This window comes from Pseudomonas sp. CFBP13509 (genome assembly GCF_005233485.1).
Classification (GTDB): domain Bacteria; phylum Pseudomonadota; class Gammaproteobacteria; order Pseudomonadales; family Pseudomonadaceae; genus Aquipseudomonas; species Aquipseudomonas marginalis.
Window position 1 is genome coordinate 30,813 of sequence record NZ_QGAA01000019.1, and the last position, 13,926, is coordinate 44,738.

14 protein-coding genes are annotated in these 13,926 nt (G+C 62.6%); 8 read left to right on the forward strand and 6 right to left on the reverse strand.

From position 1 onward, the window contains the following. Nucleotides 1-26: 26 nt before the first annotated feature. Entirely contained in the window at nucleotides 27-443 is a 417-nt protein-coding gene (locus PspCFBP13509_RS25360) for an OsmC family protein (RefSeq protein ID WP_065924497.1), read from the reverse strand. Nucleotides 444-584: 141 nt separating this feature from the next. Between PspCFBP13509_RS25360 and PspCFBP13509_RS25365 the strand changes: the two genes are divergently transcribed. After that, nucleotides 585-1,607 (forward strand): amidohydrolase family protein, encoded by a 1,023-nt coding sequence (locus PspCFBP13509_RS25365; RefSeq protein WP_065924498.1) that lies wholly within the window; start codon nucleotides 585-587, stop codon nucleotides 1,605-1,607. Nucleotides 1,608-1,712: 105 nt separating this feature from the next. Here the strand turns inward: PspCFBP13509_RS25365 and fabB are convergent, their stop codons facing one another. The 5 genes from fabB to PspCFBP13509_RS25390 form a co-directional block, all read right to left on the reverse strand. Further along, nucleotides 1,713-2,933 (reverse strand): beta-ketoacyl-ACP synthase I, encoded by a 1,221-nt coding sequence (gene fabB / locus PspCFBP13509_RS25370; protein WP_027607070.1) that lies wholly within the window; start codon nucleotides 2,931-2,933, stop codon nucleotides 1,713-1,715. A gap of 11 nt (nucleotides 2,934-2,944) precedes the next feature. After that, nucleotides 2,945-3,460 (reverse strand): 3-hydroxyacyl-[acyl-carrier-protein] dehydratase FabA, encoded by a 516-nt coding sequence (gene fabA, locus PspCFBP13509_RS25375; RefSeq protein WP_003210552.1) that lies wholly within the window; start codon nucleotides 3,458-3,460, stop codon nucleotides 2,945-2,947. 249 nt (nucleotides 3,461-3,709) lie between these two features. Further along, complete coding sequence (locus tag PspCFBP13509_RS25380; protein ID WP_137212855.1) at nucleotides 3,710-5,611, reverse strand: ATP-binding protein; 1,902 nt, start codon at nucleotides 5,609-5,611, stop codon at nucleotides 3,710-3,712. After that, nucleotides 5,608-6,537 carry an ABC transporter substrate-binding protein gene (locus tag PspCFBP13509_RS25385; protein WP_137212856.1) on the reverse strand — a complete coding sequence of 310 codons (930 nt, stop codon included), beginning with the start codon at nucleotides 6,535-6,537 and terminating at the stop codon, nucleotides 5,608-5,610. Before PspCFBP13509_RS25385 ends, PspCFBP13509_RS25380 begins: the two co-directional genes overlap by 4 nt. Nucleotide 6,538: 1 nt before the next feature. After that, nucleotides 6,539-8,659 carry a TonB-dependent receptor plug domain-containing protein gene (locus tag PspCFBP13509_RS25390; RefSeq protein WP_330215542.1) on the reverse strand — a complete coding sequence of 707 codons (2,121 nt, stop codon included), beginning with the start codon at nucleotides 8,657-8,659 and terminating at the stop codon, nucleotides 6,539-6,541. A gap of 195 nt (nucleotides 8,660-8,854) precedes the next feature. Here PspCFBP13509_RS25390 and PspCFBP13509_RS25395 point away from each other — a divergent pair, with 195 nt between their 5' ends. The 7 genes from PspCFBP13509_RS25395 (at nucleotide 8,855) to PspCFBP13509_RS25425 (ending at nucleotide 13,919) form a co-directional block, all read left to right on the forward strand. Further along, nucleotides 8,855-9,880 carry an NAD(P)H-dependent glycerol-3-phosphate dehydrogenase gene (locus PspCFBP13509_RS25395; protein ID WP_065924502.1) on the forward strand — a complete coding sequence of 342 codons (1,026 nt, stop codon included), beginning with the start codon at nucleotides 8,855-8,857 and terminating at the stop codon, nucleotides 9,878-9,880. A gap of 10 nt (nucleotides 9,881-9,890) precedes the next feature. Further along, entirely contained in the window at nucleotides 9,891-10,238 is a 348-nt protein-coding gene (locus tag PspCFBP13509_RS25400) for a DUF4389 domain-containing protein (protein ID WP_065939916.1), read from the forward strand. After that, nucleotides 10,235-10,684, forward strand: coding sequence for a phosphohistidine phosphatase SixA (sixA, locus tag PspCFBP13509_RS25405; RefSeq protein WP_065924504.1), 450 nt, complete (start codon nucleotides 10,235-10,237; stop codon nucleotides 10,682-10,684). Before PspCFBP13509_RS25400 ends, sixA begins: the two co-directional genes overlap by 4 nt. A 118-nt stretch (nucleotides 10,685-10,802) precedes the next feature. Continuing rightward, complete coding sequence (locus PspCFBP13509_RS25410; RefSeq protein ID WP_065924505.1) at nucleotides 10,803-11,246, forward strand: hotdog fold thioesterase; 444 nt, start codon at nucleotides 10,803-10,805, stop codon at nucleotides 11,244-11,246. A gap of 97 nt (nucleotides 11,247-11,343) precedes the next feature. Continuing rightward, complete coding sequence (locus PspCFBP13509_RS25415) at nucleotides 11,344-12,147, forward strand: alpha/beta fold hydrolase (protein ID WP_027607078.1); 804 nt, start codon at nucleotides 11,344-11,346, stop codon at nucleotides 12,145-12,147. Beyond that, nucleotides 12,144-12,998 carry an alpha/beta hydrolase gene (locus PspCFBP13509_RS25420; RefSeq protein ID WP_065924506.1) on the forward strand — a complete coding sequence of 285 codons (855 nt, stop codon included), beginning with the start codon at nucleotides 12,144-12,146 and terminating at the stop codon, nucleotides 12,996-12,998. Before PspCFBP13509_RS25415 ends, PspCFBP13509_RS25420 begins: the two co-directional genes overlap by 4 nt. A 102-nt stretch (nucleotides 12,999-13,100) precedes the next feature. After that, nucleotides 13,101-13,919 carry a DUF4892 domain-containing protein gene (locus PspCFBP13509_RS25425; protein ID WP_065924507.1) on the forward strand — a complete coding sequence of 273 codons (819 nt, stop codon included), beginning with the start codon at nucleotides 13,101-13,103 and terminating at the stop codon, nucleotides 13,917-13,919. Nucleotides 13,920-13,926 lie beyond the last annotated feature (7 nt).

Sequence of the window (13,926 nt, forward strand, 5' to 3'; positions counted from 1 at the left end):
ATAACCCGCTCGACGGGAGGTTGCCGCTATTGGCTGAACGCGCCTTCAGAGAGGCGGGTTTCGATGGTGACCTCGGCGGTGGTCATCAGCTTGTGTACCGGGCAGCGATCGGCCACACGGTGCAGCTCGTCGCGCTGTTCGTCGGTGAGTACGCCCTTGAGCGTCAGCTTGACGTTGAGCCTGTATTTGCCCTTTTGCTCTTCGCTGGCGTCGTGGGTGACTTCCACGGTCACGCCGGTCAGGGGGATGTCTTTTTTCTGGGCATAGAGCTTGACGGTCAGCGCCTTGCACGATGCCAGCGCGGCGTCGAAGTAATCGTGGGGGGAGGGCGCCGAGTCGTCACCACCCAGGCTCTTGGGCAGGTCGGTAAACAGCTCGTGGTTATTGATATTGACGCTGTGGCGGAAGTTGTCGGCGTTCAGCGTATTGACGGTAACAGGCATGGCAAACCTCACGGGTTGGCAGAAGGAAGGTCATGCAGTTATAGAGCATGCTGGCACGGGGGTGTTCCACATTTTTTTGCCGGCTGAACCCCGGTACGACACGCAAGGTCTACCGGTATTCGCCCTTATCGAGGTTATACCGTGCCCTGGACCCGCTTGAGTCTCGCCCTGTTGCTCGCCGCCAACAGTCTTGCCGCGCAGGCTCGCGACTATGCCTACAGCGATGCCCACCTGCATTACGTGGATTTCTTCCAGGAAACGGCGGGGATGGACACGTTGCTCAAGGCGATGGCAGAAAATCGCATCGAGCATGTCATGATTTCCGGCATTCCCGTCGCAAAGAAATGGCACGAAGACGAGCCCAAGCGCCCGCGCTACTACACCGGTGATGACGCTGATGCCTATTGGTACAGCGCCACGGACGTGATTGTTGCCGCAGCGGTAAATAAACTGACACCTGAACAGCGCCAGCACTTTCATCCATTTCTGTCCGGCTTCAACCCCAATGACAAGAATTCGGATGCCCATATCCAGCGCATGCTCGACCTCAACCCGGGGCTGTGGCAGGGCATCGGTGAAGTGTTTACCCGTCACGACGACCTTACCGCCCTCACATCGGGGGATACCCCGCGCGCCAACAACGAGGCCATGACGCGTATCTATCACCTGGCGGCGGAAAACGACTTGCCGGTGATGCTGCACTCCAACATCACCTCCAAGCGCGAGCGTAACCCGCTGTACCTCGCCGAAGTGGAAGAGCCGCTGCGCAACCACCCGCACACCCGCTTTATCTGGGCTCACGCCGGCACCAGCAAGGAAATTCACCGCCACCAGGTGCAAATGGACTTTTTGCTACCCACCTTGAACCGTATGCTCGAGGCTTACCCCAACCTGTATATCGACCTGTCCTGGAGCATGCTCACGCCGTACTTGCTGGATGATGGGGGCAAGCCTCGGCCGGAGTGGGTAACGCTGGTGGAGCGCTTCCCGGAGCGCTTTATGCTGGGTTCGGATGTCGTCGGGCGTTTCAACAAGCTGGGTGAGGAAATGCACCGCTTTGATGTCTTCCTGGATGCATTGCCTGAAGACGTTGCCCGCAAAGTGGCGAGGGACAACTTCCTGGCCATCCTGCCTAAACCTCGCGGCGATGAGGGTGCGCGTTGATATTGCGTTTTCGTCTCACGCAAATGCGGTTGCGGTCTCAAATCCCGTCGCCCATAAAAAAGCCCCGAACCAGTCGGGGCTTTTCATGTGATCAACCTGCGGGGCTCACTTACCCTGCCAGCGTTTCAGCACCAGGGTGGCGTTAGTGCCACCGAAGCCGAAGCTGTTGCTCATCACGGTGTCGACTTTGACGTTTTCAACCGTCTTGGTCAGGATCGGCATATCGGCGACGACCGGGTCGATCTCGTCGATGTTGGCCGAACCGGCCATGAAGTTGCCTTCCATCATCAGCAGGCAGTAGATCGCTTCGTGAACGCCGGCGGCGCCCAGGGAGTGACCCGACAGGCTCTTGGTGGAGCTGATGGCTGGGGCTTTGTCGCCGAATACCGCGCGTACACCTTCCATTTCCTTGGCGTCGCCGACCGGAGTCGAGGTGCCGTGGGTGTTCAGGTAGTCGATCGGGGTATCCACGGTGGACATGGCCATCTGCATGCAACGGATGGCGCCTTCACCGCTTGGCGCAACCATGTCGTAGCCATCGGAAGTGGCGCCGTAGCCGACGATTTCCGCGTAGATCTTGGCGCCACGGGCCAGGGCGTGCTCCAGCTCCTCGACCACCACCATGCCGCCACCGCCGGCGATGACGAAACCGTCACGCTTGGCATCGTAGGCGCGGGAGGCCTTTTCCGGGGTTTCGTTGTACTGGGTGGACAGGGCGCCCATGGCGTCGAACAGGAACGACTGGCTCCAATGTTCTTCTTCGCCGCCGCCGGCGAACACGATGTCCTGCTTGCCCAGTTGGATCTGCTCGACGGCGGTACCGATGCAGTGTGCACTGGTGGCGCATGCGGAGGAGATCGAGTAGTTCACGCCCTTGATCTGGAACGGCGTGGCCAGGCAGGCCGAAACGGTGCTGCCCATGGTCCGCGTGACACGGTACGGGCCAACGCGCTTCACGCCTTTTTCGCGCAGGATGTCCAGCGCTTCCATCTGGTTGAGGGTCGATGCGCCGCCGGAGCCGGCGATCAGGCCGGTGCGTACGTTCGATACCTGGTCTTCGCTCAGGCCGGAGTCGGCGATGGCGTCTTTCATGGCCAGGTAGGCATAGGCGGCAGCGTGGCCCACGAAGCGATAGATCTTGCGATCGATCAGTTCTTCGAGGGGCAGGTCGATGGAGCCGGAAACCTGGCTACGCAGACCCATTTCGGCATATTCCGGGTTGAAGCGGATGCCAGGGCGACTTGCACGCAGGTTAGCGGTGACGGTCTCTTTGTCATTGCCCAGGCAAGAAACGATGCCCAGACCAGTGATAACGACGCGGCGCATGCGGATAACCCTTAAAAGTTGTCAGTGGAAGTAAATACGCCGACCCGAAGGCCTTCGGCAGTATAGATCTCGCGACCGTCGACAGTCACCGAACCGTCGGCGATGGCCAGGTTCAGCTTGCCCTTGAGGACGCGCTTGATTTGAATGTTGTAGGTGACTTTCTTGGCGGTCGGCAGGACCTGGCCGAAGAACTTCACTTCGCCCGAACCCAGGGCGCGGCCACGGCCTGGCAGGCCTTGCCAGCCCAGGTAGAAGCCGACCAGTTGCCACATGGCGTCGAGGCCCAGGCAGCCAGGCATGACAGGGTCACCTTCGAAGTGACAGGCGAAGAACCACAGGTCCGGGGTGATATCCAGCTCGGCGACCAATTCACCTTTGCCGTACTTGCCACCCTCTTCGCTGATATGGGTGATGCGATCCACCATCAGCATGTTCGGGGCGGGCAGTTGCGCGTTACCTGGGCCGAACAGCTCACCGCGACTGCAGCGCAGCAGGTCTTCCCGAGTAAAGGCGTTTTGTTTGGTCATGCGAGCTCCTCAATAATCCCATGCGGCAGGGTAGGGCAAATCTTCCCGAACCGAATGAAGCGTTCATGCCTCATGTCGGCAGCCTACACATAGACTATTGCGTTGTAGTGAAAGTCACAGCGGCAAGGTACTGAATGTACACTTGTTCACTGAAATTTTAAACCGAGCCTGTTTATGGGCCCGTTCGGGTGCCTAAGACTGCCGCACTTTCGTCTTTCACGCCAGTCGGAGTTGGCTAGTGGCGCGCCGCTATTGCACCCAGCGCTGCAGGATTTGCTGCAGATCCGTGCGTTTGAACGGCTTGGCCAGGTAATCGTTCATTCCAGCCGCAAGGCAGGCTTCCCGGTCGCCCTGCAATGCGTTGGCCGTCAGGGCGATGATCGGCAGGTCGGCGCAGCCGGGCAGTTGGCGAATCTGCCGGGTGGCTTCATAACCGTCGATCAAGGGCAGGCGACAATCCATCAGGATCGCGGTGAATATCAGGCTCTCGGCACTGCGGATCGCCTCGGCGCCATCGGTGGCCAGGCTGACTTCAAAGCCCAGGCTGCGCAGCATGGCTTCGACCACGGCGCGGTTGACCGGATTGTCCTCCACCAGCAACACATGGCGACCCTCGCCGGCGCTGTGCTTGCCCTCGGCATCCAGGGCGATCGACGGCTGGCTGTGGGGGTCGATGGCCAGCGGGATCTCCAGGGTAAACACCGAGCCACGGCCTTCTTCGCTCTGCGCGCGCAGCGTGCCACCCATGCGTTCGGCCAGGGTACGGGCGATGGGCAGCCCGAGACCGGTACCGCCGTAACGTCTTGAAATGGAACTGTCGGCCTGCTGGAACGCATCGAACATCAATTCCAGGCGCTCGGCGGAAATCCCGATGCCGCTGTCACGCACGGTGCAGGTGAACCACACCAACTCATGGTCGAGCACCTGCCAATGGGGCTCGACGCTGACGGTGCCGTATTCGGTGAACTTCAAGGCATTGCCGATCAGGTTCACCAGGATCTGGCGGATCCGCGTCGGATCGCCCTGTACCCGCAGTGCGTCCATGCCGGGCGGGATCGGCAGCTTGAGCGCCAGCCCGCGCTGCTGGGCGCTGTGCTGGAAGGCCTGGGCGCAACTGTTGATCAGGTCGGCCAGGTTGAAGGGGATATGTTCCAGCTCCAGGGCCGCGCGTTCGATGCGCGAGAAGTCGAGAATGTCGTTGATCACCTTGAGCAAATGCTCGGTGGATTCGGAGGCCAGCGCCGCGTATTCGGTCTGTTCCTCGGTCATGTCGGTGGTTTCCAGCAGTTGTAGCATGCCCAGTACACCGTTCATCGGCGTGCGCAGTTCGTGGCTCATCATGGCCAGGAAGTCTGACTTGGCGTTGTTGGCCCGTTCGGCCTCTTCGCGGGTCTGGATCAACTGGGCCATGGCCTGCTGTTGTTCGCGGCTGGCCTGGTTGAGGCCTTCGGCGAGGTTGTTGATATGCCGCGACAGGTCGCCCAGCTCCGAGTCATCCACAATCGGCAGCGGCGTCTTGTAGTCGCCCTGCTGGATGGCCTTGACCGCATTGCCCATGGCGCTGATCGGTTGCGACAGGCTCGCCGCCAGGCGCCGGGCGAGCAGGAACGTAAACAGCAGGGCGAACAGCGCGAGGATACCGGCCTTGAACAGGATCTCCTGCTGGCGCTGGCTGAAGGCGTCATTGGACATGCCGACGATCACCCGGCCCAGATAGTCCGCGCGGGGGGCCTTGGGTTCGTTAAGGTTGTCCTGGAAAAAGTCGTTGCCCAACTGGATATGCTGCAGGCGGATCGGCGCCTGGAACACTTTGACCGACAGCGCGCGGTCGTGTTTCTCCGCGGGTTGCTCGACGTACACCAGGATATTTTCGCTGCTGTCCTGAATCTCCAGGAAGCGCACATGGGGCGTGGCCAGCGTGGCGCGCAGCAGGCTGTCGAGCACATCGTTGTTGCCCGAGATCACCCCATATTCGGTGGCGGGTGCCAGTTGGTTGGCGATCAATTGGCCGGTGTGGTCCAGTTCCTGGCGCAGGTCCTGGATACGCACGAAGGTGAAGAAGCTGATCAACAGCAACGTCAGCAACAGCGCCGGGCCCAGGGTTATGAGCTGGGTGCGGGTATTGATGTCCCAACGACGACGCAAGGTCATGGGCGTTTTTCTCCTTCGGCCATTCGGGCGGCGACGCTGGCTTCGTCCACCTGTTCGATGCCCAGTGAGCGTGCGACCTGCGCGTTGCCCACGACTTTGAAGTGGTCGGGGTACAGCGCGCGTGGCCAAGCGGCCGGCGGCTGGTCGAGCAAACGATCGAGTACCGCCAGCCAATCGTCCTGGTCGCTGTAGGTGCTGGCGAGGCTGCCGGCGCGCACAAACCCTGCATTGGGCCCGAACAGCGGCAATTGCTGGGCGTAGCTGCTCAGCAGCAGGTTTTTAGCGGTCTTCGGGTTGTACAGCTGCGGGTCATCGAGGCCGAGCAGCACGTCGCTGTTCCTGAACAGGGTTTGCAGCGGGCGACTGTCGTTAGTGTTGTCCCAGCGCTGCGGCACGATCTCCAACTCCAGGGCCGCCGCGTGCTGGCGCAATTCGGGCAGCAGGAATTCACTGTCGGTGCCGTAGAGCACACCGATGCGCCGTGCCTGGGGCAGGACGCTGCTGATCAGGCGCAGCTGCCGCTCCAGCGGCGGGTCGCTCCACAACAGGCTGACCCGCGCGTGCCGTGAGGCCTCCGGGCGCTGATGGGCTTGTAGCCGACTGATGCGCAGTACCAGCGTCGGCGGCCCTTGGGTATCCCGCAGGCGCCAGTCGAGGCCGGGCAGGTCGAGCAGGATCAGGCGCGTGCCGGCGGGCAGGTGGCTGGGTGCCGGCAAGGCCGCAAGGGACGTGAAGGTGACGCGGTCTTCGGGGCGTTGCCGGGCCAGCGCCTGGGTAAAGGCCTGCACCCCGGCGCCGTCTTCGGCGGCGGTCAGCAGGATCTCGGCGCTCCACGCCGGTGCGCACAGCAACAGGCCGGCCAGCAGCCCGGCAAGTCGCCGCAACTTATAGATAAAGAAGGAGGTCATCCGTGACGAGTCGCCCATCTCAGAACTCCAGCTCCGCGCTGAAGTAGAGTACGTGACGATGGTCGTAAGTGTTGTCGGCCCAGGTGGTGGGCTGGTTATCGAGGCGTTGTTGCAACATGCCGGCCAGCTCCACGTTGGCTTTGCCCAGGGCAATGCGCTTGGCCACCCGCAGGTCGACCCGTTCGAAACGATATTGGTTGAGTGCGTCGTCGCCATAGTAGAACAGCGCGCTGGACCAACCTTGGCCCCATTCGCGCAACCAGCCGGCCGAGCCACTGTTACGCGCGGTCTGTGCTTTGTCCAGTGGGTTGCTGGTGGTGGCGTCGACATACGCGTAAGTCAGCCGCAGGCGGTCGGCGTTGCTCACGCGCCAGTCGAACTGGGACTCGGCGCCGGTGAAGCGTGAGCTGTTGGCGTTGCTGGCAATGTACTGGTTATTGCGCAGCGGCGAGCTGATCATGTCGGTGATTTCGTCGTAGAACACCTTCACGTCCATGTTCAGCCCGATGTCGGCAAAGAAGCCGTTGTAGCCCAGTTCCCGCGAGCGCATCAGTTCTTTGTCGAGGTTGCCCGGGCCCCGCGTCTTCACGAAGTACTGTCCGGAACTCTGCCCATAGGTCGGTGAGCTGAGGTTGGTGACGCGGTAGCTCCAGTTGACATTGTTCTCGAACATGTCCGGCGAACGGATGGCTTCCGAGTACACCGCGCGCAAGCCGTGGCGCGGGTTGATCAAATAGTTGACCGCCACCCTTGGCGTCAGCGAATGGCCGCTCAGGTGCGTGTCTTCGAACATGGCGCCGCCTTGCAGCAGCCAATGTTCACTGGCGCGCCATTCCAACTGGCCGAACAGGCGCCAGGTGGTGTCGTCCAGGGTGCCGTTGAAGTAGGTATCGGAGTCGGCGCGGTCGTAGCGGTAATTCATGCCGCTGACCAGGCGCAGGCTGTCGGACAGGCTGAGGGTGTCCTGGATTTCCACATCGTAGCGGCTTTCGCGGGTGCTCTGGTCGATGTCGCCGCATACGCTCTGGTTGGCGCCGTTGCGCCACTGGTCCAGTACCTGGTTGGCCAAGGCTTGTTCGGCGGCGCTGCCCGGTGGCGCGGTGCCCTGGCTGTAGGTGTCCATATGCCGGGCCAGCCGTTCGGCATAGTTGGGGTTGAGCTGCCACAACTGGGTCAGCTCGGGGCTGAACGAGACCTTGGCGTCACAGGCCTTCCAGATTTGCCGGCGGTCCCACTGCTGGGCCGAGCCTTGGATATACAGGCTGTGGTCTGGGTTGAAATCAAAGTTCCAGCGCAGGGAACCGGCGTAGTCCTTGGCCGTGACATCGGAATTGTCGCCGCCCTCGGTAATCCCGGCGAATACGGGGGTGTAGGTGTAAGGGCGCTGGTTGGTGCCTTCCTTGGCATTCAGTTGCCAGTCGATACTCTGTTGCGCGTTCAAGGTCTGGCTCACTGCCAGGCTGAAGCGGTTGAGGCGACGGCCGTCTCGGCGGTCGGCGCCAACGGCATCGCTGTCAAAGCCATCGTCCTGTTGCCCGGACAGCGACAGGCGCAGATCGCCGGTTTCCCAGCCCACGCCCTGGCTGGCATAAAAGTCATTGATACCGCGCTCACCGCGAATCACCTTCACCCGTGAGCCATGGCTGTTGGCCGGTGAGCGCGTGAGGATATTGACCACCGCCATCAAGGCATTCGCCCCGTAGCTGACGGTGTTGGGGCCGCGGAAGACCTCGATGCGCTCGATGTCTTCCATCGCCACCGGAATGTCGCTCCAGTCCACCGTGGCCAGGCCGGCGCGGTACACCGAACGCCCGTCGATCAACACCTGCATGCGTCGCGCATCGCTGGCGCTGGTGCCGTGGTAGTTCACCGCCGCCTGGTTGCCGGTGGTGTAGCCGACCATCATCCCCGGCACCAGGCGCAGCAGCTCGCTGATATCCCTTGCGCCGCTGGCCTTGATCAACTCGCTGTCGATCACGGTCATGCTGCCCGGCACGGCGGCGGCCGATTGCTTGAGGCGCGTGGCGGTCAAGACCTGCGGCAGCGGCTGGCTGTCGAGGAACAGGTCGTCAGCCAGCGCAGGTGCACTGCACAACAGCATAAGCAGTAGAGATGAACGGGAAGGAGGGCCCAAATACACGACATGGCCTTGATAGTGACGGATAGCCGCCCATGTTAACCGAGGCGAGGCTATTTGCCAGTCGCCGCCCTTGCAATTCCGTCCCACAGGCATGGCATTTCCCGACAGGCCCACGATTTGATACGGGGGCTGGCCGCAAGCGGGTCGCCCCGTATAATGCCGCCATCGCCACTGGTATGGATTAACGGATTGCATATGACTGAACAGCGCCCTATTGCGGTCCTGGGAGGCGGAAGTTTTGGTACCGCCGTGGCTAACCTGCTGGCCGAGAACGGTCATGCGGTGCGCCAGTGGATGCGCGATCCCGAGCAGGCCGAGGCCATTCGCGTACACCGCGAAAACCCGCGTTACCTTAAAGGCATCAAGATTCATCCGGCGGTCGAGCCGGTCACCGACCTGTTGGCCACCCTGGCGGACTGCGACCTGTGCTTTGTTGCGCTGCCTTCCAGCGCCTTGCGCGCGGTGCTGGCGCCCCATGCCGAGCGCCTGGCGGGCAAGCTGCTGGTCAGCCTGACCAAGGGCATCGAGGCGCAGACCTTCAAGTTGATGAGCGAAATCCTCGCCGAGATCGCCCCCCAGGCGCGCATTGGCGTGCTGTCCGGGCCGAACCTGGCGCGGGAAGTCGCCGAGCACGCGCTGACCGCCACGGTGATCGCCAGCGAGGATGAGGCGTTGTGCGAGCGCGTCCAGGCGGTGCTGCATGGCCGGACCTTCCGCGTGTACGCCAGTGGCGACCGCTTTGGCGTGGAACTGGGCGGGGCGCTGAAAAACGTCTACGCGATCATCGCCGGCATGGCGGTGGCGCTGGGCATGGGCGAAAACACCAAGAGCATGCTGATTACCCGTGCCCTGGCGGAAATGACCCGCTTCGCGGTGAACCAGGGCGCCAACCCCATGACCTTCCTGGGCCTGGCCGGCGTGGGCGACTTGATCGTCACCTGCTCGTCGCCGAAAAGCCGCAACTACCAGGTGGGTTTCGCCCTGGGCCAGGGCCTGAGCCTGGAAGACGCCGTGACGCGCCTGGGTGAAGTGGCCGAAGGGGTCAACACCCTCAAGGTGCTCAAGGCCAAGGCCCAGGAAGTCGGCGTGTACATGCCGCTGGTCGCCGGGCTGCACGCGATCCTGTTTGAAGGGCGCACCTTGAACCAGGTCATCGAGTTGCTGATGCGGGCCGAGCCCAAAACCGACGTCGACTTTATTTCCACCAGTGGTTTCAACTGAGGAACGCGCCATGAACGATCCAAAAGCAGCCCCCAAGTACGAGTCCATTGTCCTGCGCATCCTGTGGATGCTGGTGTTTGCCCTGGTGTGGCAGGTGGCGCAGTTCCTGCTCGGCGCATTGGTGGTGGTGCAGTTGATCTACCGCCTGGTCTACAGCGCGCCGAACCTGGGCCTGATGAACTTCGGCGACAGCCTCAGCCAGTTCCTTGCCCAGATCGGCCGCTTTGGCAGCTTCCACACCGAGCAGAAGCCCTGGCCGTTCGCCGACTGGCCAACCCCGCGCGCTCCCGAGGGCGAAGCCGCCCACAGCGTGCCGCCGGCGCCGCACCCGGTGCGGGATGAGGAGCCGAAGCTATGAAGGTGTGGGTCTTGCGTCACGGTGAGGCCGAGGCGCATGCCCGCACGGATGCCGAGCGCAACCTCACCGAACATGGCCGCGCCGAGGTGTTGCGCAGTGCGGCGCACCTGATCGGCCAGCCGCTCAGCGCGATCATTGCCAGCCCGTACGTGCGCGCGCAGCAGACGGCACAGCTGGTGCGGGACGCGTTGGGTTTTGCGCCGGACATCCGCACGGTGCCTTGGCTCACGCCGGAGGGCAATCCGCTGGAGGTCCTGAGCAAGCTCGACAGTGATGACAACGTGCTGCTGGTCAGTCATCAGCCCCTGGTCGGCAGCTTGATCAGTTTTCTGCAGCATGGCCATCAGCGCCAGCCGCAGCCGATGTCCACCGCCAGCCTGGCAGAGCTTGAGGGCGACTTCCCGCTGGCGGGGTTGATGAGCCTGGTCAGCGTGAAGAATCCGTAGGCTACCGCCAGGCCACAGAGGATCGGGTCTTATGTCCGTCGCTTTTCGTTGGAGCGAGCGCAGCGAGGCAGTTGTGTGGCAGGATTAGGGCCGTAATAAAACCAATAAGGACAATTCCATGAGCTTGTGGCGCACCCAACCGAATATCGAGCAACTCAATGCCGGCCAGAAAAACACCATCGGTGAACTGCTGGACATCCGTTTTGAAAGCTTCGACGAGGAATCCCTCACCGCCAGCATGGTGGTCGACCACCGCACTCACCAGCCCTACGGCCTGCTGCATGGCGGTGCGTCGGTGGTTCTGGCCGAGAGCGTCGGCTCCGTGGCGGCCTATTTGTGCATCGACCCGAGCAAGTTCTATTGCGTGGGCCTGGAGGTCAACGCCAATCACCTGCGCGGTGTGCGCAGCGGGCGGGTGACGGCGGTGGCCAAGGCGATCCATATCGGCCGCACCACCCAGGTCTGGGACATTCGCCTGACCACCGATGACGGCAAGTGCAACTGTGTCTCACGGCTGACCATGGCCGTGGTGCCTTTGGGCGAAACCCCTCCGGCGCGATAGGTGTGGCGTGAGTGTCATCATTCCTGGCAGTTACAGTCATTGCTGTGGGGCTTGGGCCTGGTGACAATCAATCTCGGTTTTTGCAGATGGATCCGCTATGTCGCAGCACGTGTTTTTTGCCCACGCCAATGGCTTCCCCTCGGCCACCTACGGCAAGCTGTTTGCCGCCCTGGCCCCGGAGTATGCGGTGGCTCACTTGCCGCAACACGGTCACGACCCCAGGTTTCCAGTGGACGATAACTGGCAGAACCTGGTGGACGAGTTGATCCATCATCTGGAGCAGCAACCGCAGCCCGTCTGGGGCGTGGGCCACTCCCTGGGTGGCGTGCTGCATTTGCACGCGGCCCTGCGCTGCCCGCAGCTGTATCGCGGGGTAGTGATGCTCGATTCGCCGGTATTGACCCGCGCCGACCGTTGGGTGATCCGCGCCGCCAAGCGCTTCGGTTTTATCGACCGCCTCACGCCGGCCGGCCGTACCCTGGGCCGTCGTGAGGAATTCAGCGACCTGGACGCCGCGCGCAGCTACTTCGCCGGCAAGACCCTGTTCCGAGGCTTCGACCCGGAATGCTTCGACGCCTACCTGCAACACGGCCTGTACCAGGCGGGTGATCGCCTGCGCCTGCGTTTCGACCCGGCCACCGAAATCAGCATCTACCGGGGCGTGCCCCACACCAGTCCCGGCCAGGTGCGCCAATTGAAAGTGCCGCTGGCGGTGGTGCGCGGTCGCCAGAGCCGCGTGGTGATGCGTCACCACGCCAGCGGCGTCGACCGTCTGCCCATGGGCGAAATGCTCACCATGCCCGGCGGCCATATGTTTCCCCTCGAACGCCCCCAGGACACCGCGACCTTGATCAAGACCCTGTTCGCCCGCTGGGAAGCCCGGGAGCGCAGCTGCGCATGAGCACACCCGTCGAAGAGGTTCGCCTGAGCCTGCCGCACATTGAGTTGGCGGCCCATCTGTTTGGCCCCGAGGACGGTTTGCCGGTGATCGCCCTGCATGGCTGGCTGGACAATGCCAACAGCTTTGCACGCCTGGCGCCGAAGCTTGCGGGTTTGCGTATCGTGGCGCTGGACATGGCCGGCCATGGGCATTCGGCGCATCGTCCTACAGGTGCCGGTTATGCCTTGTGGGATTACGTCCACGACGTGCTGCACGTTGCCGAGCAACTTGGCTGGAAACGTTTTGCATTACTCGGCCACTCCCTCGGCGCCATCGTGTCCCTGGTGCTGGCCGGTGCCTTGCCGGAACGGGTGACGCACCTGGGTTTGATTGACGGCGTGATCCCGCCCACGGCCAGCGGTGAGAACGCCGCCGAGCGCCTGGGCATGGCCTTGCAGGCGCAATTGAACCTGCAGGATAAGCGCAAGCCGGTCTACACCACCCTCGACCGGGCGGTTGAGGCGCGTATGAAAGGTTTGGTCGCCGTGAGCCGTGAAGCCGCAGAACTGCTGGCCCAGCGCGGTTTGATGCCGGTGCCGGGCGGTTATACCTGGCGCTCGGACAGTCGCCTGACCCTGGCATCGCCGATGCGCCTGACCGATGAGCAGGCGATGGCTTTCGTGCGCCGCGTGGGTTGCCCTACGCAGTTGGTGGTCGCCGCCGATGGCATGTTGGCGAAACATCCCGAATTGCTTTCCCAGCTACCCTTTACGGTAACCACGTTGCCGGGTGGCCATCATTTACACCTGAATGATGAGCCTGGTGCGGTCCTTGTTGCAGACTGTTTCAATCGGTTCTTCTCCGCGCCTTGACTTGGGGCGGTCAACTGCCGAGGCTGGGCGGATTGAAAGGGAGTCAACCATGAACCAACTCAACACTGCTGCGACCTCCGATGGCCAGGGCTCACCGATCCGATGAGCCTGCGTAAAGGATGTATACGTGCCCTCGGACTGTGCTGTTTCAGCCCCTTGGTGTTCGCCGCCGATGTGCCGGGAAGCCAGGACCTGCCTGCCGTGGCCCGTCAGGTCGACGCACAGATCGTCGATTACCGTCCCGCTGAAGAAAAGGAACGCATCTACCCCATGGGGGCGATCCGCAAGATCAGTGGCCAGTTGCGTTATGAGGGCCAGGCCACCGCCCGTGGGCAAGCCACAGCGATTACCTACGAGCTGCCTGCCGAACACACCTCCAGTGCTGCGTTCACGTCGACGCGCGAAGCGTTGCAGGCCAACGGCGCGCAGTTGTTGTTCTGGTGCCAGGCCCGCGATTGCGGTGAAAGCAGCCTGTGGGCCAACGAAGTGTTCGGTAATGCCAAGCTGGTAGGTGCCGACGGCCAGCAGGAATACCTGCTGCTGCGTCTCGCCGCCCCGCAGGAAAACTCCCTGGTGGCCATCTACGGCATCACCCGAGGCAACCGTCGTGCCTACCTGCATGTGGAGCAGTTGGATGCCGGCGCACCGCTGGGCGACCTGCTGCCCACCTCGGCCACCTTGTTGCGCGAGCTGAAAAGCACCGGTGAGCTGGATTTCCCCGCGCTTGGCGGCGACCCCGACGACACCTGGCTGACCCTGATTTCCCGGGGCTTGAACCTCGATACGACCTTGCGCGTCAGCCTGACCGGCCCGAAAGCCGAAGCCTGGCGCCAGGCTTTGGTCGACAAAGGCGTGCGCGCCGCGCGCCTGGAAACCGGCAGCACTGAAACCAAAGGCCTGCACCTGCATCTGATACGCTGACCGCAAC